This window comes from Gemmatimonadales bacterium (assembly GCA_036279355.1).
GTDB lineage: Bacteria > Gemmatimonadota > Gemmatimonadetes > Gemmatimonadales > GWC2-71-9 > DASQPE01.
This window is the reverse complement of record DASUJH010000051.1, coordinates 91,960-111,763: the sequence shown is the minus strand read 5'-3', so window position 1 is coordinate 111,763 and position 19,804 is coordinate 91,960. Positions and strand designations below refer to the sequence as shown.

The window sequence follows — 19,804 nt, the reverse complement described above, 5'->3', positions numbered from 1 at the left end:
TTCCCCCGTGTCCGCGCATTCGCGTGGGTGATCGGGCTCGCAGCCGCCGGGCGCTCGCCCGCGGCGCAGTCGCCCGCGGCGCAGTCGCTCGCGGCGCAGTCGCCCGCGGCACCGGAGGCCGACGAGTCGGTCGGGGGGAGCGCACTCGAGATCACCAGCGAGCCCGCGCACCTTGTCCGCGGCTCGCTAGGCCGCCTGCTCGTGCACCCGGCACCGGGCGCTGCGCACATCGACTCGCTCACCGCCATGGCGGCCGGCGAGCCGCTCCACTTCGAGCGCCGGCGGGACGGATCGTTCGCGGCGCTCGTGGCCGCTCCAATCGACGACACGGACTCCGCGAGCGCCGCCCTCGAAGTGACACTCGTCGCGCATCGCCACAGGGCCGGGGCCGCCACCGCATCATCCGCCGACACCACGGTGCTGGCGCTCACCCTGCGCGACGGCAACTACCGGCGTGAGCGGCTCACCGTCGCCCCGCAATTCGCCCGGCCCGACAGTGCGGCTGCCGCGCGCGTGGCCGACGAGGTGGCCGAGGCGCATGCGCTTGGGCGGAATGCGCACCAGACGCCCCGGCTCTGGCAGCGACGGTTCGCGGCGCCGCGCCCTGGGCGCGTCACCAGCCGGTTCGGCACGGCGCGCGAGCTCAACGGCGACGTGCTGACGCGCCACATGGGCGCCGACTTCGCCGGCAAGGTGGGCGCGCCGGTGCGCGCGGCGAACGACGGCGTCGTCGCCCTGGTGGCGAAGCTCTACCTGGCGGGGAATGCCGTGTACATCGATCACGGCGGCGGGCTCACGACCGGCTACTTCCACCTGAGCCGCGCCGAGGTTGCCGCGGGCGACACGGTGCGGCGGGGTCAGATCATCGGGCGCGTCGGCCGGAGCGGGCGCGCTACCGGTCCGCACCTCCACTGGATTGCGCGCTATGGTGAGATCAACGTCGATCCGATGAGCCTGCTCCGGCTGCCGCCCGAACCGTAGCTCAGCGTTCCTGGAGCTTACGCGCCAGCACGGGCTGGACACCCTTCGGATCGGCCTTGCCCTGACTCCGCTTCATGACCTGTCCCACGAAGAAACCCATCAGCTTGTCTTCGCCGGAGCGGAAGCGCTGCACCTCGGCCGGGTGGGCGCTCAGTACCTCGTCCACCAGCCTCCCGAGCGCATCCTGATCGCGTAACTGGACGAGGCCCATGCGCTCGGCCACGGCCCGCGCGTCCGCCGCGGGGTCGGCGGCAAGTTCGGGGAAGATTTTCCTCGCCGCCTGGCCGCTCACAGTGCCTTCGGTCTCCAGCCGGATGAGGGCGACGAGCCGCGCGGGCGCCACGGCGAACTGTCCGCTCTCGTTGTAGCCCGCAATCACGTCGCCCAGCACCCAGCGGACCGCGTCCTTCGGCTCGGCGCCGGCGGCGACGACGGCTTCGAAGTAATCGGCGATGGGGCGCTCGGCGGCGAGCTGGCCCGCGTGATACGGCGAGACCGCGTACGCCGAGACGAGGCGCGCGCGCTTGGTCTCCGGCAGCTCGGGTAGCTCGGCCTCGCGATCGGCGATCCAGGCGGGCACGAGCACCAGCGGCGGCAAGTCGGGATCGGGAAAGTAGCGGTAGTCGTGGCTCTCTTCCTTCGAGCGCATGAGCTTTACCTGCCCCGACGCCGCGTTGAAGAGGAGCGTGCTCTGCACCACGCGCTCGCCGCGGTCCATGAGTGCCATCTGGCGGTCGCGCTCCGCCTCGAGCGCGCGCTCCACGTTGGCGAAGCTGTTCAGGTTCTTGAGCTCGCACTTGACGCCGAGCGCGGCGCTCCCCGGCCGCCGGATGGAGATGTTGGCGTCCACCCGGAGACTTCCCTCTTCCATATTGCAGTCGCTCACTCCGGTGTAGAGCAGGATCTGGCGCAGCATTCGGAGATACTCCCGCGCCTCCGCTGGGCTCCGGAGGTCGGGCTCGCTCACGATTTCGACGAGCGGCGTGCCCGCGCGGTTCAGGTCCACGGCGGTTTTTCCGGAGATCCGGTCGTGCAGCAGCTTGCCCGCATCCTCCTCCACGTGCAGCCGGGTGACGCCGCACACGATGCGGCCGCGCTCCGGCGATTCGAGCGCCACCGCGCCGCGCGTGGCGAGCGGGACGTCGAACTGCGAGATCTGGTAGCCCTTGGGGAGGTCGGGATAGAAGTAGTTTTTCCGCGCAAACACGCTCGCCTCGTGCACGGTGCAGCCCAGAGCGAGCGCCGCCCGCGCGGCGAGGCGGACGGCTTCGGCGTTCGGCACCGGGAGCGCGCCCGGCAGGCCGAGGCAGATCGGGCAGACGTTGGTGTTGGGCCGATCGCCGAAGCGGTTGGCGCAGCCGCAGAACATTTTACTCCGGGTGAGAAGCTGGACGTGCACCTCGAGGCCGATCACCACCTCCCACGCCATCAGCGCACCTCCGCCGTGCCGTCGAGCACCCGCTCGAGCGTCATCGCGACGCTCAGCAGCGCCGCGTCGGCAAATGGCGGCGCGATGAGCTGCCCGCCGATCGGGAGCCCCGCATCCCGACCAACCGGAAGGCTCAACGCCGGCAGGCCTACAAGGCTGATCCCGCAGACGAACACGTCGGCCAGGTACATCTGGACCGGATCGTCGACCTTCTCACCGGCGCGGAACGCGGTGGTGGGCGTCGTGGGCGTGAGCAGGAAGTGCACGCCGCCGGGCGCGAAGGCGCGCTCGAAGTCCCGGGCCAGGAGCGCCCGCACCTGCTGCGCCTTGCGATAGTAGGCGTCATAGTAGCCCGCGCTCAGCACGTAGGTGCCGGTGAGGATGCGGCGCTTCACCTCCGCGCCGAAGCCCTCGCCGCGGGTGGCGCGGTAGAGCGCGCGGAGGTCGCCTTCCGGCCCGACGCGGCGCCGGCCGTAGCGCACGCCGTCGTAGCGCGCGAGGTTCGCCGCCGCCTCGGCGGGGTTGATGATGTAGTAGGTCGGCACCGTGTACGGCGAATGTGGCAGCGACACCTCCACCAGCTCGGCGCCCAGCTCCCGGAGGGCCCGTTCGGCGCGCTCGATGCCCGCGCGCACGCCGGGGTCGAGATCGGCGGGGAAATACTCGCGCGGGAGGCCGACCCGCACGCCGCGCAGATCCGCCCGCGGTGAGGGCATCGGCATCGGCGGCCGGTCGACGGTGGTGGCGTCGAGCGGATCGGGGCCGCTCATGACGCTCAGCACCCGCGCCGCGTCCGCCACCGTGCGGCCGAACACCGAAATGCAGTCGAGCGAGGAGCCGAACGCCACGAGCCCCCAGCGGCTCACACGGCCGTAGCTCGGCTTGACGCCGACCACGCCGCAGAAACTGGCCGGCTGGCGCACGGAGCCGCCGGTCTCCGATCCAAGGGCCGCGGCGACGGCGCCCGCCGCCACGAGCGCGGCCGAGCCGCCGGAGGAGCCACCCGGCACGCGCGCCGGGTCGAGCGGATGGCGCACGCGCCCGAATGCCGAATGCTCGGTGGATGAGCCCATCGCGAACTCGTCCATGTTGCTCTTGCACGCCACCATGGCGCCCGCCGCGCGCAGTCGCTCGACGACGGTGGCGTTGTAGGGCGAGACGTAGCCTTCGAGGATGCGCGAGGCGCAGGTGGTGGGCTGCTCGGTGGTGGCGATGTTGTCCTTCAGCGCGAGTGGCACCGCGGCGAGCGGCCCCGGCGCCGGCATTGCATCTACCCGTCGCGCCTCGGCGTCCAGCAGCTCGTCCGACCAGTGAAGCGTGGCATTGAGCGGGCGCGCCTCGCGAAGCTTTCGCGCGACCTCGCGCGCGACGTCCGTAGCGCGTGGCGCGGCCGGCGCGCCGGTCACGACCCCTCCATCGCGCCCATGCGGGGTACGATGAAGAAGCCGTCGACGAACTCCGGGGCCATGGCGGCGGGCGGGCGCGCGAGCGGCACCGGATTCACCTCGTCGGCGCGAAGGCGCACCTCCGCCGGGCCGGCGAGGTACGGCGCCGCATGGTCGGTGGCCGGCACCTCGCCCAGGCGCGCGACGTAGTCCACGATCTCGCCGAGCTGCGAAACGAGCCGCGGCACGTCGGGCTCGGGCACTGCAAGCTCGGCCAACCGGGCCACGTGGAGCAGATCGTCGCGTGTGATCGTCACGCGCTTTCCCATTCGCGCTCGAGGCCGGCGTAGGCGACGAGCAGTTGCTTCACGCCGACCTCCGGGTCATCAAACGCGACTTCGACCTTGAGGTTCTTCCCGCCGCCCGAGAGCCCCCGGATGGTGCCGCTGCCGAAGCGGCGGTGGCGCACGCGCTCGCCCTTCACGTACCGCGGCGTGTCCTGCGAGGCCTCCTCCGCGGCGGCCTCGGCCGGCGCAATGTCGCCGGCGCGGGCACGAAACGCCGCCGTGCCGCCCGACGCCGCCGAGCGCGCCCCCCGCCCGCGAAGGCCGACATCCCAGCCCGGCGCCCAAAGCGCGTTGGTGCGCCGCTCGTCCACGATGGCGGGCGGGAGCGCGCGCAGGAACGACGACGGCACACCGGGCCTGAGCTCGCCTCCGCGGCGCCGGGCGCGGGCCCAGGTGAGATAGAGCTTGTCCTTGGCGCGGGTTAGTCCCACGTAGCAGAGCCGGCGTTCCTCCTCCATTCCATCCGGCTCCTCGGCCGCGCGCGCAAGCGGAAAGAGACCGTGCTCCAACCCGGCCAGCACCACGACGGGCCACTCGAGGCCCTTGGCCGTATGCAGCGTCATGAGAGTGATGCCGTCGGCCGCGCCGGTGATCTTGTCCGGCGCGCTCACCAGTGCCGCTTCCGCAAGAAAGCGCTCGAGGGGAGTGGCGTCCACGTCTGCATCCGCCGTGACGACCTCCGACCACTCCGCCGCGCTCGCGATGAGCTCACGCACGTTCTCCCACCGCTCGGCACCCTCGGGTCCCTCGGCCAGCAGCACGGTCTCGTAGTCGAGCGCCGCGATGAGCTGCTCCAGCAGCGCCGCGGGGGCGAGCCCGGCAAACCGTGCGGCGAGCGTATCGATCAGCTCGGCAAACCGGCGGAGGGCGTCGCGCGCGTTGGGCCGGAGATCGGACACGCGGTCGGCGATGCGCGCGGTCTCGAGCAGCGGCCGGCCCCACTGCGCCGCGGCGCTCGCCACCGTCGCGGTGCTGGTGTCGCCGATGCCGCGCTTGGGCACGGCGACGGCACGCAGAAAGGCCTCGTCGTCCGCCGGATTCGCGATGAGCCGGAGATAGGCGAGCAGGTCCTTCACCTCGCGCCGCTCGTAGAAGCTGATTGCGCCGATCAGCCGGTACGGCACGCCCGCGCGCCGGAAGGCGTCCTCGAACGCGCGGCTCTGCGCGTTGGTGCGGTAGAGCACGGCCATCTCGCGGTAGCCGTGCTCGCCGGCGGCGGCGCGGCGCTCCAGCTCGCGCACGATCCACTCGGCCTCGTCGCGCTCGTCGGCGGCGGCCACGAGCGTCACGGCGTCGCCCCCGGCGCGCCGGGTCCGGAGCGTCTTGCCGATGCGCCCGCTGTTTTCGGCGATGACGCCGTTTGCCGCGTCGAGGATCACCTGCGTGGAGCGGTAGTTCTCTTCCAGCCGCACGAGGCGCGCGCTCGGAAAGTCCCGCTCGAATTCGCGCATGTTGCGCACCTCCGCGCCCCGCCAACCATAGATCGACTGGTCGTCGTCTCCCACCACGAACACGTTGCCGTGGGCGCCGAGGGCACGCACCAGCAGGTACTGGGCGCGGTTCGTGTCCTGAAACTCGTCGACCAGCACGAAGCTGAACCGCCGCTGCCAGGCCGCGAGCCGGTCGGGGTGCGCATCGAAGAGTGCCAGCGGATGCAGGAGCAGGTCGTCGAAGTCCATCGCGTTGGCCGAGCGGAGTGCCGGGCCCATCGCCGCGTAGATTTCGGCCGCCACCTGCGCCACGCGATCGAACGGGGCGTTCCGCGCGAGGTCTGCCGGCGCGACCATCCGGTTCTTCGCGTTCGACATGAGGCCGACGATGGCGCGGGGCGGAAAGAGCCGCGGCGGGTGGCCGGCCTGGTCGAGCAGCCGCTTCACCAGGGACAGGCGGTCGTCCTCGTCATAAATGGTGAAGTTGCGGGTGAAGCCGAGCAGCTCGGCCTCGCGCCGGAGCAGCCGGGCGGAGAGCGCGTGAAAGGTGCCGATCCAGAGCCCTGACGGATCGCGCGCGAGCAGGCGCCCGATCCGCTCCTTCATTTCTCCCGCGGCCTTATTGGTGAAGGTCACCGCGAAGATGCGGTCGGGCGGCACGCCGTGCCGCTCGATGAGACTTGCGATGCGGGACGTGAGCACGCGAGTCTTCCCCGACCCCGCACCGGCCAGGACGAGCATCGGGCCTTCCACGTGCTCGACCGCGTCGCGCTGGGCGGAATTGAGCCCCCGCTCCCAGCTGGCCACTTGGCGGACGTCGCCTACGTCGGTCATGCGTCGGCCGTCTCGTCCAGCGGAATCCGAATCAGAAAGCAGGTCCCCTTCTCCACCGGCTCGAGCGTGAGCTCGCCGTGGTGCGCCTCCTCGACCACGCGGCGCGAAAGTGCCAGGCCGATGCCCCAACCGCCCCGCTTCGTGCTGATGCCGGGCTCGAAGATATCGCGCCGGATTTCCTTCGGGACGCCGGGTCCGTCGTCGACCACGCGGATCGCAGCGCTGCGCGGGTCGCTCTCCACCCGGAGGATAATCGTCCCCGAACGCCCTTGCAGCGCGTCGATGGCGTTCTTCACCAGCGCCTCGAGCGCCCACTCGAGCAGCACGGGATCGCCCAGGACGGTGGGGCCGGCGCCCGGCGCTTCTACTCTGAGCGTGATCTGATTGGCCCACTTCGGAAGGCGAGGCCGGAAGTAGCCGGCCACGCGGTCGGCCAGGGCGCCGAGGCCAATCGACTCGCGCGCCGCCGGATTGCCGATGCGCTCGAACCGGCGCGCCACCCGGTCGAGCCGCTCGGCGTCGGCCGCGAGATATTCGGCCATGCCGGGCGGCGGATCGGGCATTGAGCGGATGCGCTCGATCCAGCCCTGGAGGCTCGTGAGCGGCGTGCCCATCTGGTGCGCCGCCTCGCGCGCCATGGCAACCCAGAGCCGATCGCGCTGCGCGTCCATGGCGCTCCGATAGGCGAAGACCGCGACACCCACCATCACCACGATGGTGAGCGCCTGGAGCAGGATGAGCGCGGTGAGATGAAAGCGGGCCGGCATGGCGCCGTAATGCACGGTCCCGATGAGCGAATCGGAGATCGGCGGGTTTTCGCGGTCGAGGCGCCCGATGAAGTCCCGCATGCGCGGGTCGTCGAGCGAGGTGACCCCGAACGGCAGGTTGTCGTACGCGGTCACCTGCCCCGACGCGTCGGTGACGACGAGCGGCATGCCGAGCCGCCGCACCTGGGCGCCGAGCGCCAGGAGCGCGTCGGTCTCCGCGCCGGGGCGCGGGCTGTTGAGGCCGGTGAAGACGTCGGAGTAGATCCGGCTCGTCGCATCGGCATCGCTCTGGAAGTGCCGCACCACGAGCCAGCCGGTGCCGAGGCTCAAGCCCGCGAGCACCGCCACGAGCACCACGACCACCACCGGCGCAATGCGCTCGAACCGGCGCCGCGGCGCGCGCGGTCGGGCGCTCGGTACGCCATGCGCGCCGGGCGCCGGCACGGAGCCGGAGGGGCGGCTCGTGGCCCCGCCGCCGGTGCGGCCGGTCCCGCCGCTTTCCGCGCGGGCCCCGGCGCCGCTACCCGCGCCGCTCGATCCGGTCGACGCCGACATACGGCACCAGCGCGTCAGGCAGGCGCACCGATCCGTCCGCCTGCTGCCCGGTCTCAAGCAGGGCGATGATGAGCCGCGGGAATGCGACGCCCGATGCGTTCAATGTGTGCACGAACTCCGGCCGCCCACCCGGCTCCGGGCGATAGCGGATGTTGGACCGGCGCGCTTGGTAGTCGGTGAACGTGCTCGCGCTCGACACCTCGAGCCACGCGCCCACGCCCGGCGCCCAGAGCTCGAGGTCGTAGGTGTGCGCGCTCGCGTGCCCCAGGTCGCCCGCGGCGAGGTCGACCACGCGATAGTGCAGGCCGAGCCGCCTGAGCACCGCCTCCGCGTGCGCGGTGATCCGCTGGTGCTCCGCCTCGGACTCCTCGGGACGGCAGAACCGCACCAGCTCCACTTTGTCGAACTGATGCACCCGGATGAGTCCGCGGGTGTCCTTCCCGTGCGCGCCGGCCTCGCGGCGGAAGCAGGGCGTGCAGGCGACATACGCGATCGGCAGACGCGCGCCGTCGAGAATGTCGTCGCGATGAATGTTGGTGACCGGCACCTCGGCGGTGGAAATGAGAAAGAGATCGTCCGACGGCACGGTGTAGAGCTCGTCGGCAAACTTGGGCAGTTGGCCGGTGCCGACGAGCGAGGCGCGGTTCGCGAGGAGCGGTGGCGACACCTCCACGTACCCGTGATCGGCCGTGTGGAGGTCGAGCATGAACGCGCCGAGCCCGCGCACGAGCCGCGCGCCGAGCCCGCGGAAGAGCGGAAATCCGGAGCCGGCAATCTTGGCCCCGGCGGCGAGATCGAGGATGTCGAGCGCAGCGGCCAGCTCCCAGTGCGGCCGCGGTGCAAAGCCCAGGTGGCACGGCGCGCCCCAGGTACGGACCACCGTGTTGGCCGACGCGTCGCCCGCGGGCACCTGGGCCAGGGGAATGTTGGGCAGCACGAGGAGGACCGCATCGCGCTCGGCCTCGAGCTCGCGCACGCGAGCCTTGAGTGCGCGCTCTTCTTCGCCGGAAGCCTTGAGCCGGGAGAGCAAGTCGTCCGCCGGCTCCCGGTTCCGCTTGCGGCGCGCCACCTCTTCGCTCGCCGCGTTCCGCTCGGCGGTGAGCGACTCCAGGCGCGCCAGCTCGTCGCGCCAGCGTCGGTCGAGTGCCAGCACGGTATCGAGTTGGGGACCGAGCGATGGGTCGAGCCGCCGCGCGAGACCGGCATGCCCGGCCTCCGGATCCTGCCGGAGCCGCTTGAGGTCGAGCACGGCCCCTCAGTCCTCGGGTAAGCCGGGGACGAGGCTGCGGAAGCCGCAGTTCTGGTTGGCGAGCACCTCAAAGGTCACGGTCCGCTCCGTCGGGTTGATCCCCAGGACGTGGAGCTTTCCATAATGCGGAACACCGAGCACAGTGCAGACGATTCGTCCACGGATCACGTAGCGTTGGCCGACGGCAATATGGACCGTGTCAAACGTCACGTATCCGTTGAGCGGCGCCTCCCTGATGTCGGCGAACTGATCGTCGGTCGGAAGGAGGCCCGGAGGCGCCGTGCTGCTCGTGAGGCCGATGACCGCGAGCGGGAGAAACACCGGGCTCCCCGAATTGTCGATGTTGAAGACGAAGTCGAAGCCCGCCGACTGGTCGGTGCGGACGGCCGCCGCGTCGGCCACCGAGTATCCGCTCGGACTGTTGAGCGGCGTTCCCACGAGCGCACTCAGCACGACCGTGTCCACCGCATTTGCGATCGCCGCGTCGCCAAACGGACTGCCGCCGCAGCCTCCGGCGACACCGGCGGATAGCGCGAGCACACCGACCACGACAAATCGACGCATGAGGCCGGAAGGTTAAGGCTCGCGTAAGAGGGGGTCAACCCGCCGTCATTGCTTGACTTCACCCACGGCGGTCCCCTACGTTGCGCGGGCGCTCGGCGCACGACTCCCCCCTCCCAGGCACGAGGACCCGCCATCCATGTCTCCGGCATTGCTGCGCCTGGCGCATTCATGAGATGGGCGGTCATCCTGGCCGGCGGGTCGGGCACCCGCTTCTGGCCGCTCAGCACACCCGATCATCCCAAACAACTGCTTCCGCTCACCGGTCCTCGGTCGACCGCGGAAGCCGCGGTCGATCGCCTGGAGGGCCTGGTTCCGCGCGAGCGCGTGCTGCTCGTCACCGGTTCCGCGCTGGCACCCCGGCTCCAAGAACGGCTTCGTCTCGATCCGGCCAATGTGCTCATCGAGCCGCGCGCCGCGTCGACCGGCCCCGCGCTCGTCTGGGCGACGTGGGAGGCGGCGCAGCGCGATCCCGACGCCGAGGTGCTCTCGCTGCACGCCGATTGGGCGGTGGGCGACGAACCGGCGTTCCGCCGCACCGCCGCTGCCGCGCTCACGGCCGCGCGCGAGCAGGATCGACTGATCACCGTGGGCATGGTGCCTTCGCGGCCCGAGACGGGTTTCGGCTACATCGTGCCGGGCTCCGAGCTTGCGGCAGGCGTGTGGACGGTGGCGCGCTTCGTCGAAAAGCCGGACGCGGCAGCGGCGCTCGACCTCATGGCGGACGGGGCGCTCTGGAACAGCGGACTCTTCGCCTGGACGGCGGCGCGATTGCTCGGTGAGATCGCGCGCCGCACTCCGGAAATCGCGCCGCATCTCGCGGCGCTCCGCCGGCGTGACGCCGCGGCGTTCTTTCACGGGGTGACGCCGGTGTCGATTGACGTGGGCCTGCTCGAGCGCAGCGATGCGGTCGCCGTGGTGCGCGGCGCGTTCGCGTGGGACGACGTCGGAACCTGGGAGGCGCTCGCGCGCGTGCGGCCCCGGGACGCGAGCGGGAACGTGCTCGTGGGCGAGGCGGTGGCGCACGATGCGCGCGACAACGTCGTCTGGGCCGAGCGGGATACCGTGGTGCTGAACGGCGTGAAGGACCTGATCGTGGTGCAGGCCCGCGGCCGCGTGCTCGTCATGCCGCGCGAGCGCGCGGCCGACATGAAGCGCCTGCTCGACGCCCTGCCACCCTCCGTGCGCGACGTGCCGGGGTGAGGGCGCTCCATCTGCTCGAGCCGCCCGCGCCCGGCGCGGCGTGGGCGCCGTTCGCCGGCGTGCGGCCGATCGCGGAGCTTCGCGCCGGCCGGTGGCGCATTCGCGAGCGCTGGGAGCGAGCGCTCGGCGTGCGCGCGACGAGCATTGTCGGAAACCACTGCGCCGGGTTCCGCGAGGATAATGAGCCGCCGTGCACAGCGCGCCCGGTGCCGGGCCCCGCCATCGTGGCCGCGAGCTGGTTCGCGCCGGCGGCGCCGGCAGGCGGGAAGCCGCTCGATCTCGCGCCCGACACACGGCGGCTCGAGCACGCCGGGACGACGATCGGGTGGGTCGTACCCGCCGGCGAAGAATTCGCGCCGTCCGCCGCGTTCGCCGCTTCCCGCGAGCCCGCACCGGCTCCGGCCGCCTCCGTCGACGGCCTGCTGCTCGCGGGCACTCATTCCCTGCTCGACGCGCTCGATCGATTTCTCGGAGAGGATTGTGCGGACGCGGCGGACCGCGCGGATTCGCTCCCGCCCGGTGCGGTCGTGTTTGGCGACCCCGCGCAGATCCGCGTGAGCGCGGCCGCGATCGAGCCCGGCGTGGTCTTCGACGTGCGGCATGGCGCAGTCGTGGTGGAAACGGGCGCCGAGGTGCGCCACGGCGCGCGCCTCGAGGGGCCGCTCTGGATCGGCCCGGGCAGCCGTGTGCTGGGCGGCGAGATCGGCGGATCGGCCATCGGGCCCGACTGCCGCGTGCGCGGCGAGATCAAGACGAGCACATTTCTCGGCTACGCCAACAAGAGCCACGACGGCTTCGTGGGCGACAGCGTCGTGGGCCGCTGGGTGAACCTCGGCGCCGGCACCACGACCTCCAACCTCAAGAACACGTACGGCCCCGTGCGGCTCGAGGTGGCCGGCCAGCTCATCGAGACGGCCCGGCTCAACGTCGGCAGTTTCTTTGGCGACCACGCCAAGACCGCCATCGGCACCATGCTCGCAACCGGCACCGTCGTCTCCGCCGGCGCAAACGTATTCGGCGCGGCGGGGGTGCCCCGGTTCGTGGCGCCCTTCGCGTGGGGGCTCGGCGGCGAGCGGATGACGGAAGAGGGATTCCTGCGCACCGCCGAGCGCGTCATGGCGCGCCGCGCGGTGGCGATGACGCCCGAGCGGCGGGTATCGCTTCAGGAGACCTACGCGCGGATGGTCGGACTATGAGCCGGCTCTACGTGCTGGGCTCGGGCTCGCGCGGCAACTGTTGCGCGCTGGAGTGCGACGGCGCGGTACTGCTCATCGACGCCGGCTTCAGCGCCCGCGAGGTGGAGCGCCGAGCGCGCGCGTTGGGACTTGTTCTCGGCGGCGTCGTCGGGATCGCGCTCACCCACGAGCACGGCGACCACGCCTGTGGCGCCGCGCGCCTGGCCGAGCGCCTGTCGGCGCCGATCCTCACCGCCTCGGGCACCTGGGCTCAGCTCGGCGCCGCCGCCCGGCGAGCCATGTTTCGTCCGCTCCGCTTCGGCGAGGACGTGCGCGCCGGCCCCTTTGCCGTGACGGCCTGCGCCACGAGCCACGACGCGGCGGAGCCGGTCGCCGTGGTGGTCACCGCGATCGACGGTGCCCGCGTCGGCGTCGCCTATGATCTCGGCCGGCCGACCGCCGCGGTGCGCTACCTGTTGCGCGAGCTCACGGCACTCGTGCTCGAGGCCAACCACGACGAGGTGCTGCTCCGCACCAGCGGCTATCCGGCGAGCGTGCGACAGCGGATCGTCGGGTCGGGCGGCCATCTCTCGAACCGGGCCTGCGCCGAATTGATCGAGGAGCTGTGCCATCCGGGCCTTGCGGCCGTGGTGCTGGCCCATCTGAGCCAGCGCTGCAACCGCGCGGATGTGGCGCGCGCCGAGGTCGAGCCGGCGCTCGCGCGCGCGGGCTACAGGGGCGCGCTGTACGTGGCGGCGCAGGACGAGCCGCTCGGGCCGATAGCGCTGGAGCCGATGACGCTCGGCCAGCCCGCATCGGCGGCTCCCGCGAGTGCTGCGGAGGAGGTCAGGACTCGGGAACTTTGTCGGGATCCGGCGGGACTGCGATAGAATCGGGGCGCGCCGTCGGCGGCCCCACGCGATCGAAGGTGATCGGCTCGGTGAGGTCGCCGCCGGAGAGCGTGAGGTGTTGCCCTTTCACCTTCATGTGGTAGCTCACCCACTCGCCCCCAAGTGCCAGCAGCAGGCTGTCTTCCTTGATTCGCCAGCGAACGGTCTCGGTGCCGTAGCTGGCACTGCTGTCCGGGCGCACGATCACGATGCGGGGACCGGTCTTGTCGCCCTGCTTGAGGTCGAACTTCCAGGTCCCGAGGACGCCGGGCGACTGGGCCCGGGCTGCGGGCGCGGCGGCCGCGACCATGAGCAGTGGAAGGGTGAGCAGGGCGGATTGTCGCATGCGTGTCCTCGACATCGGGCTCCGGCCGCAACTCGACGGCGTTCGTCGAATCCTTGCACCAATTTATCCGGACGTCGCATTCCGAGGAGCAGCGGCGAGCTGGTGCCCGGCGCGGACGTACGTCAACGCTTGCGCGACGAGTCCGCAGTGTGCGGATGCGCATCGGCGCCGCGAGCGCCGGCGGCAAGCTTGGCGGCCTCGCGGGTCTTCGGGTGGTCGGGACCGAGGGTCCGCTGCAGGTGACTCTGCGCCGAATCGAAGGCCACGGCCGCCCCACCGCGCCGGCCTGCCGCTAAGAGCGCGCGACCGAGAATGACATACTCGACGCCCAGCACGTCCGACGGCGTGCGGGGCTCGATCCGCGCCTTCGTGAGCTCGATCGCCCGGCGGATGTCGTCGAGCGCCGCCACGTCGCGACGGAGCCGAACGTCGATGTCCGCCCGGCGCCGCAGCAGCAACGCGAAAACAGCGCCCTCCGTGCTGTCCGCCATCGCGATTGCCCGATCCGACAGCACCAGCGCGGAGTCCAGATTGCCGCGCGCCAGGGCCAGCATCGCGCGGTGCGAGACGAGCACCGCGAAAACGTAATGGCCGGCCGGCAGCGCCTTGCGCAGCCGCGGCTCCACCTCCGCGAGCGTCCGCTCCGCGCCGGCCAGGTTGCCCGTATCGCGATACAGCTCGTGCAGCAGCAGCAGCGATTGGTTGGTGACGATCCCGTCGCCCGCCTTGCGGCTCCGGGCGTAGGCATTCCGCGCGTAGGTGATGGCCTCGGGACGCCGGTCGAGCACCATGAGCGCCCGGGCGAGATTGGTGAGCAACATCGGCGACACGAGGCTGTCGCGGCCGTCGGGGCTCGCGATCCGGATGGCCCGCCGGAAGAGCTGCTCCGCCTCGCGCGGGCGGCCCATGTCGTAGAGCGTGAGCGCCCAGTCGTTGAGGAGTGTGCCCGCCGTCTGCGTGTTCTCGCGGCCCAGCGCCTTGAGCTGCGCGAACGCGCGCTGGAACGCCGATTCGGCGGCTCGGTCCTGGTTGGCGACGCGGTAAGATTCGGCCCGGTCGATCAGCGCGTGCAGCGTGAGCACGGCCGGCGGCAACGGCATCCGGGCGACCAGTTGCCACGCGGAATCCGCGCGTTGAACGCCGCTCTCGGCGTGGCCCGCCTCGCGCGCGATCATACTTCCCAGCAGCAGGCAGAAGACGCGCCCCGTCGCGTATTGCGGCTCGTCCGGAAGCTGCGCCAGCCCTTCGCGCACCAGCCGCTCCCCCGATGCGGCCTCGCCGGACCGGCCCAGCTCCGCGCCCAAGGCGCAGGCCGCCCGCGCGCGGGGCAGGCGCTCGTGCAAGCCGATCGAGAGATCATAGGCGCGCTGGAGTACCGTGCGCGCGGTCTCCTGCTCCTCCAGCTCGGAGTATTGGCGTCCGATCGCGACTAGCATCTCGACACGGTTCCCGTCCGTCTCGGCGCGCTCCCGATCCACGATGCTGTCAGCCCGCGCCAGCAGATCGCCGACCATGAACGGCTTGCCGGAGGGCGCCGCATCGGCAAGCACGAACGCGTTCAGCTCGTTGATCGCCTCGGCGCGCGAGAGCTGGCGCAGCGCGAAGTTCCGCTGGTCCACCGCCGCCGTCGCCGCCCTGCCCGCGCGCGCCGCGTAGCGCACGGCGCGGCGCGCCTGCACGACGGTGCCGGCCACGCCGCCCGCGAGCGCTAGCGCCACGAGCGCCGCGAGCACAACCGGTACCCGGTTGCGGCGGACGAATTTCGCCGCCCGATAGTGCAGCGAATCCGGGCGGGCACTCACCGTTTCGTGGTTTAGATAGCGGCGGATGTCGCCCGCGAACGCTCCCACTGAGGCGTAGCGCTCTTCCGGCCGCTTCTTGAGCGCCCTGGCCACGATGTTGTCGAGATCGCCGGCATAGAGCCGGCCGAGCCGGTGGGGGACGGCCGCACTCAAGCGCGGCGGTTCGGTATCGGCGATCGCGCGCAGGTGCTCGGCCGCCGAGCGGCAGCCCGCGCCGGTGGGATGGCGGCCCGCGAGTAAAACGTAGAGCACGACGCCGAGCGCGTAGATGTCGGTCGCGACCGTCACCGGTCCACCCGCCACCTGCTCGGGGGCCGCGTACTCCGGCGTGAGCGCCCGGGTGCCGGATTCGCTGCGCGTGGCGTGCCCTGCCGCCTCCCCCTCGCTATTGAGCAGTTTGGCGATGCCGAAATCAAGCAGCTTCGTCCGGCCTTCGCGCGTGACCAGGATGTTCGACGGCTTGAGGTCGCGGTGGATGATCAGATTGGCGTGCGCATGCTCCACCGCGCCGAGCACCTCCAGGAACAGACGAAGCCGGCGATCCGGCGGCAGGTGCTCCTCGTCGCAGTAGCGCTCGAGGTGTCGGCCGTCGATGTATTCGAGCACGAGAAACGGCTGGTCGTCATCGCTCACCCCGGCATCGATGAGGCGCGCGATGCCGGGGTGCGTGAGCCGCGCGAGAAGCGTCCCCTCCCGCCGGAAGCGCTCGCGCCCGGTCGGGCTCAGCAACGGAAAGTTCAGAAACTTGATCGCCGCCGCGCCATCAAAGCGGCCGTCACTCCGCTGTCCGAGCCACACCGTGCCCATCCCGCCCTGCCCGAGTGGGCGCTCGAGCGTGTAGGCGCCCACGCGCCGGCCCGCGCCCGGGGTGGGGCCGAGCAATTCGGTCCAAAGGCCGGCGCCAACGAAAAGACCGGTCTCGGCGCCATGCTGGCAGCCGAGCAGCGACTCCAACCTGCCCGCCAGCTCCGGCTCTTCGGACCGAAGCCGGTCCAGCCATCCCGCCCGTTGGTCCGGCTCGAGTGCGAGGACGTCGTCGAGCAACGGCGAGATCCGCCGGAGGAGATCTCGTGTCGTGGCTCGGGTGTCGGGTTGCATGGTGAGTGAGACGGCGCTCAGGCGCGGCCGAGCACGGCATGCAGCAGCAATCTCGCCTTCTGCCAGTCCCGCTGCACGGTCCGATCGGTCACCCCACGCAGCGCGGCGGCTTCCACCAGCGACACGCCGCAGAAGACGTGGAGGTCGACGAGCTGCGCCAACACCGGCTCCACTTCGGCCAGGCTGTCGAGCGCCTCGTTGAGCTGATCGAGACGATCGCCCGCGAATGCGTCCGCGTCCGCTGCGGCACCGGCATCGGGCGGCAGGGTCGTGATGACGAATTCACCGCCCCGCTTCTGCGCGCGACGGCAGCGCGCAAAGTCGATCAGGAGGCGCCGCATGGACGTGCAGGCGTAGGCGAGAAAGTGCGCTTGGCTCGTGAAGCGGAGATCGTCCCGGGCCGAGAGCCTGAGGAACGCCTCGTGGAGCAGCGTGGTCGTGCTGAGCGTCGCGGCGGGGTTCGCGCGGCGCAGCTCGCGCGCGGCGATCGCATGCAGCTCGCGATAGAGCTCCGCGAACAGCGTGCGCACCGCCTCCGGGTTCCCGGAGTCTGCGGTACGCACGAGCTCGCCGATGGGCGCGTCCAGCGACATCGTCCTCGCCGGGGCTCGGGTGTGGTGAGGCGTGGTCGAGCAGAATATGTGCGCCGGGGCGCGGCAGGTCAAAGCGGCCGGCAACGCCTCAGCCGTGCTGGTCCGGCGCGCAAGGAGCGCGATCCGTGCCGCGCCATGCGTGTCGTGCCGTCGGGGTTCCGCGTATATCCAGATGCTCCCACGCTCGCGAGGCATGCATGCGACGCCACCGCCGTCTTCAGCGACCCCCAACTTCTCGGAGCCGGCCCATGCCGAGCATTCGCACCGCCGACCCGCGCGCCCGAACCGCGCCGTTGGTCAGCACCAGCATCCGCACCCGCTGGAATCTCGCCGCCATCTCGAGCGCCCTGACGCTGCTGCTGGCCCTCTCCGGTTGCCATGATGCCGGCGCCCCCCCCCGGGCCGGAGTCCGGTCCGAGCGCGGTGAAGTCGAGCGCGGTGACCGGCTTTGCCCTGGCATCGGTGAGCGCCAGTCTCGACCATACCTGCGGGGTGGACAAGAGTGGCAGGGCGTTCTGCTGGGGAGCCAACACGTTCGGCAAGTTGGGTGACGGCACGCTGCACGACCGGACCACACCTGTGCCGGTGCTCGGCGGGCTGCGCTTTCAGAGCGTGAGCGCCGGCGCGTTTCTCACTTGCGGCGTGCTCCAGGATGGCCGAATCGCCTGCTGGGGACGGAACACGCGCGGTCATGCGGGGAACGGGACGACGACGGCCAGCATCGTGCCGGTCGCGGTCTCGGGCGGCAATGCGTTCACGTCCGTGAGCGTGAGCGCGACGTTCCCGCCGCCGGCGGCGAACGGGGACGGAGGGAGTCACACCTGCGGCATCACCCAATCCGCTCAGGCGCTGTGCTGGGGCAACAACGACGCGGGGCAAGTCGGCGATGGTAGCACCACCGAACGCCGGACGCCGGCCGCGGTCGAGGGCGGCCACGCCTTTACAGCGATCAGCACCGGCGCCAAGCATACCTGCGGGCTCACCAAGGCGGGCCGGGCGCTCTGCTGGGGCGCGGGCGCCCTCGGCAACGGAAGTGCCGCGACCACGAGCCCGGTCGCCGTGTCGGGCGACTACGCGTTGAGCGCGATCGCCAGCGGCAGCGATTTCAGTTGCGGCGTGGTCAAAGGTGGCGACCAGGTGATTTGTTGGGACCAGAACCCGCCGACGGTGCGGAGCGGCTTCACCGCCAGCGCAATCAGCGCAGGCGCCGGGCACGTTTGCGGTGCAAGCGCGCGCGGTACCTGGTGCTCGGGCAGGAACGACCGGGGCCAGCTCGGCAACGGGACTTCGTTCGACACTCCTGGCGTCGTGCCGGTGAGCCTTTCGCAAGGTCTCAGGGGCATCTCGAACGCTTCGGACTCCTCGAAGTTGGCATCCCCGGGTCTTCTGGCCTCAGCATTCGCTTCTTGGCTGCTTCGGACGTCCTTGGCTATCTCCCGGCGTGCGGGGCGCCCGCACCACTCCTTACCGATCAGGGCGACCCAACGGCGACCCCGTCGGGGGTATTCGGCGGCAACGTGACAGCCTTGAAGCTCAATGTGGACTTCGGCGAGACATTCTTCGAGGGCGATTTTGATCTCGGGAACCCCTCCCCGTCCTTGGACCCGGTGACTCCGCTCGTCTCCCGCACCCGTGCGGCGACTACCGGATGTGCGGCTTCACCGACCTGCCGGAGCTCAACGGCCTCAAAGTGCGGGACTTCCTCGACGTCGTGCAGACCCTGCTCGGCGGCGGTACCGCGACATACAGCATCGTCCAGCTGGACCCGATCGCCCAGAACCTGAACGTGTCGTTCCAGGATGGGTTCAAGAGCCAATTTGCGGCGGATCACCTGGTGAACGGCGCCTGCCCGTGAGCTGCGCGCCCGTCACCGTCCTGACGCAAGAAAACGCTCCGGGCTTCTGCCGGGAGCGTTTTCTCAATCCGTCGTGCGCGAATCCGGTGCTGCAGTGGCAACCACGCGAGCGCACCTTGGCGCATGCCGCCTTGCGCCCCCTTCGCCGCCGAGACCAGCTTATGGGCATGCCCGCCCCCCTTTACTACACCGCCGACATGGTCCGGGCGCTGCCGGACGACGGCAATCGCTACGAGGTAGTATACGGGGAACTCCTGGTGAGCCCGGCACCGCGGGCCTGGCACCAGGAGCTCGCGTTCCGGTTGGCCATGGCGATCCACCGATACCTCGAGACCGAGCGCATCGGCCACGTGATGATGGCGCCGGCCGACATTTCGTGGGGGCCCGACGTGCTGGTGCAGCCTGACGTATTCGTCGTGCCGATCGGCGAAGCCGCGACTTTCGATTGGACCCGGATGCGGACGCTCCTGCTCGTGGCCGAGGTGCTGAGCCCGTCCACCGCACGCGCCGACCGCTTCCTCAAACGCCGGCGCTACCAGGAGGCCGGCGTGCCCTGCCTCTGGCTGGTGGACGGCGATGCGCGGCAGGTGGAGGTGTGGACGCCCGAGGACCGCTTCCCGCGGATCGAGCGCGACGCGCTCACCTGGCGGCCCGCCGGGGCGGCCACCGTTTTCACTCTCACGCTCGAGACACTCTTCGCGCCAATCGAGGCCGCCCAGCCGCCGACCTGAGCGGCACCGGCGACACTACGGCCCGCGGCGCCGACCCAGCGCTCAGGGCTGCTTCACGAGCAGTATGTGACCGGCATCGCGCAGCGTGCCGCCGGCCACGATCAGCCGGGCGACCTGCACGTCCTCGCTCAATTCCGCCGGTGCGGACGTCGCCGCCACCAAAGCAGTGTCGAGCGCGCCCGGAACACCCGCGGGTTTCCAATTCGCCGCAAGCGACCAGTTCGCCGGCCCGCCCGCCGCGCCACCGACCCAGGTTCGCAACACGTGCTCGGCCGCCGTCGCGGTGACGGTCACGGCGGCGGTTGCGCTCACCTTTTCGCTCGTGGCCGTGACGTGCGCCGTCCCCACGGCGACTCCCGTGACGTTGCCGGTGCGGTCCACCCCCGCCACGCTGCCATTGCTCGTCACCCAAGCGACGGCGCGGCCGTCGAGCGTGCTCCCATCGCTCGCCTTGGTCACCGCCTCGAGCTGGAGCGTCCGGCCTACGGCGACCGTTGCCGAAGCAGGGGTGATTTCAACGTGCGCGACCGGCCGTGCGTCCGGTGGGCCTGTCACGTCGCTACCGGCGCCACC

At 71.2% G+C, this 19,804-nt stretch carries 18 protein-coding genes; 7 read left to right on the top strand and 11 right to left on the bottom strand.

The window, feature by feature from the left end:
* Positions 1–27: 27 nt before the first annotated feature.
* Entirely contained in the window at positions 28–981 is a 954-nt protein-coding gene (locus VFW66_13055; GenBank protein HEX5387628.1) for a M23 family metallopeptidase, read from the top strand.
* A gap of 1 nt (position 982) precedes the next feature.
* Here VFW66_13055 and gatB read toward each other — a convergent pair whose 3' ends face one another.
* From gatB to VFW66_13020, 7 genes are all read right to left on the bottom strand, one after another.
* Entirely contained in the window at positions 983–2,410 is a 1,428-nt protein-coding gene (gatB, locus tag VFW66_13050; GenBank protein ID HEX5387627.1) for an Asp-tRNA(Asn)/Glu-tRNA(Gln) amidotransferase subunit GatB, read from the bottom strand.
* Complete coding sequence (gene gatA / locus VFW66_13045; protein ID HEX5387626.1) at positions 2,410–3,816, bottom strand: Asp-tRNA(Asn)/Glu-tRNA(Gln) amidotransferase subunit GatA; 1,407 nt, start codon at positions 3,814–3,816, stop codon at positions 2,410–2,412. Before gatA ends, gatB begins: the two co-directional genes overlap by 1 nt.
* The gene (locus VFW66_13040) at positions 3,813–4,112 is read right to left on the bottom strand and encodes an Asp-tRNA(Asn)/Glu-tRNA(Gln) amidotransferase subunit GatC (protein HEX5387625.1); all 300 of its coding nucleotides are present in this window, start codon (positions 4,110–4,112) and stop codon (positions 3,813–3,815) included. The genes gatA and VFW66_13040 overlap by 4 nt, the downstream gene beginning before the upstream one ends.
* Positions 4,109–6,406 carry a UvrD-helicase domain-containing protein gene (locus VFW66_13035; GenBank protein HEX5387624.1) on the bottom strand — a complete coding sequence of 766 codons (2,298 nt, stop codon included), beginning with the start codon at positions 6,404–6,406 and terminating at the stop codon, positions 4,109–4,111. Before VFW66_13035 ends, VFW66_13040 begins: the two co-directional genes overlap by 4 nt.
* The gene (locus tag VFW66_13030) at positions 6,403–7,617 is read right to left on the bottom strand and encodes a HAMP domain-containing sensor histidine kinase (GenBank protein HEX5387623.1); all 1,215 of its coding nucleotides are present in this window, start codon (positions 7,615–7,617) and stop codon (positions 6,403–6,405) included. The genes VFW66_13035 and VFW66_13030 overlap by 4 nt, the downstream gene beginning before the upstream one ends.
* A gap of 76 nt (positions 7,618–7,693) precedes the next feature.
* Positions 7,694–8,977 carry a serine--tRNA ligase gene (gene serS / locus VFW66_13025; GenBank protein HEX5387622.1) on the bottom strand — a complete coding sequence of 428 codons (1,284 nt, stop codon included), beginning with the start codon at positions 8,975–8,977 and terminating at the stop codon, positions 7,694–7,696.
* Between the two features lie 6 nt (positions 8,978–8,983).
* Positions 8,984–9,541 carry a hypothetical protein gene (locus VFW66_13020; GenBank protein ID HEX5387621.1) on the bottom strand — a complete coding sequence of 186 codons (558 nt, stop codon included), beginning with the start codon at positions 9,539–9,541 and terminating at the stop codon, positions 8,984–8,986.
* A gap of 168 nt (positions 9,542–9,709) precedes the next feature.
* Between VFW66_13020 and VFW66_13015 the strand changes: the two genes are divergently transcribed.
* From VFW66_13015 to VFW66_13005, 3 genes are read left to right on the top strand one after another with little or no spacing between them, the layout of a single operon-like run.
* On the top strand, positions 9,710–10,741 hold the full coding sequence (locus tag VFW66_13015) for a sugar phosphate nucleotidyltransferase (protein ID HEX5387620.1): 1,032 nt from the start codon (positions 9,710–9,712) through the stop codon (positions 10,739–10,741).
* Complete coding sequence (locus tag VFW66_13010; protein ID HEX5387619.1) at positions 10,738–11,937, top strand: putative sugar nucleotidyl transferase; 1,200 nt, start codon at positions 10,738–10,740, stop codon at positions 11,935–11,937. Before VFW66_13015 ends, VFW66_13010 begins: the two co-directional genes overlap by 4 nt.
* Positions 11,934–12,806, top strand: coding sequence for an MBL fold metallo-hydrolase (locus VFW66_13005; GenBank protein ID HEX5387618.1), 873 nt, complete (start codon positions 11,934–11,936; stop codon positions 12,804–12,806). The genes VFW66_13010 and VFW66_13005 overlap by 4 nt, the downstream gene beginning before the upstream one ends.
* Here the strand turns inward: VFW66_13005 and VFW66_13000 are convergent.
* From VFW66_13000 to VFW66_12990, 3 genes are all read right to left on the bottom strand, one after another.
* On the bottom strand, positions 12,763–13,152 hold the full coding sequence (locus VFW66_13000) for a hypothetical protein (protein ID HEX5387617.1): 390 nt from the start codon (positions 13,150–13,152) through the stop codon (positions 12,763–12,765). The two genes, VFW66_13005 and VFW66_13000, sit on opposite strands and share 44 nt — an antisense overlap.
* Positions 13,153–13,274: 122 nt before the next feature.
* Entirely contained in the window at positions 13,275–15,998 is a 2,724-nt protein-coding gene (locus VFW66_12995; protein HEX5387616.1) for a serine/threonine-protein kinase, read from the bottom strand.
* Positions 15,999–16,069: 71 nt separating this feature from the next.
* The gene (locus VFW66_12990) at positions 16,070–16,645 is read right to left on the bottom strand and encodes an ECF-type sigma factor (protein HEX5387615.1); all 576 of its coding nucleotides are present in this window, start codon (positions 16,643–16,645) and stop codon (positions 16,070–16,072) included.
* Between the two features lie 438 nt (positions 16,646–17,083).
* Here VFW66_12990 and VFW66_12985 point away from each other — a divergent pair, with 438 nt between their 5' ends.
* The 3 genes from VFW66_12985 to VFW66_12975 all read left to right on the top strand — a co-directional run bounded on the left by VFW66_12985 (position 17,084) and on the right by VFW66_12975 (position 19,231).
* Entirely contained in the window at positions 17,084–18,166 is a 1,083-nt protein-coding gene (locus tag VFW66_12985) for a hypothetical protein (GenBank protein HEX5387614.1), read from the top strand.
* A gap of 127 nt (positions 18,167–18,293) precedes the next feature.
* The gene (locus VFW66_12980) at positions 18,294–18,500 is read left to right on the top strand and encodes a hypothetical protein (protein HEX5387613.1); all 207 of its coding nucleotides are present in this window, start codon (positions 18,294–18,296) and stop codon (positions 18,498–18,500) included.
* 167 nt (positions 18,501–18,667) lie between these two features.
* Positions 18,668–19,231, top strand: coding sequence for a Uma2 family endonuclease (locus VFW66_12975; protein HEX5387612.1), 564 nt, complete (start codon positions 18,668–18,670; stop codon positions 19,229–19,231).
* A 42-nt stretch (positions 19,232–19,273) separates the two neighbouring features.
* Here the strand turns inward: VFW66_12975 and VFW66_12970 are convergent, their stop codons facing one another.
* Positions 19,274–19,786 (bottom strand): Ig-like domain-containing protein, encoded by a 513-nt coding sequence (locus tag VFW66_12970; GenBank protein ID HEX5387611.1) that lies wholly within the window; start codon positions 19,784–19,786, stop codon positions 19,274–19,276.
* Between the last annotated feature and the right edge of the window lie 18 nt (positions 19,787–19,804).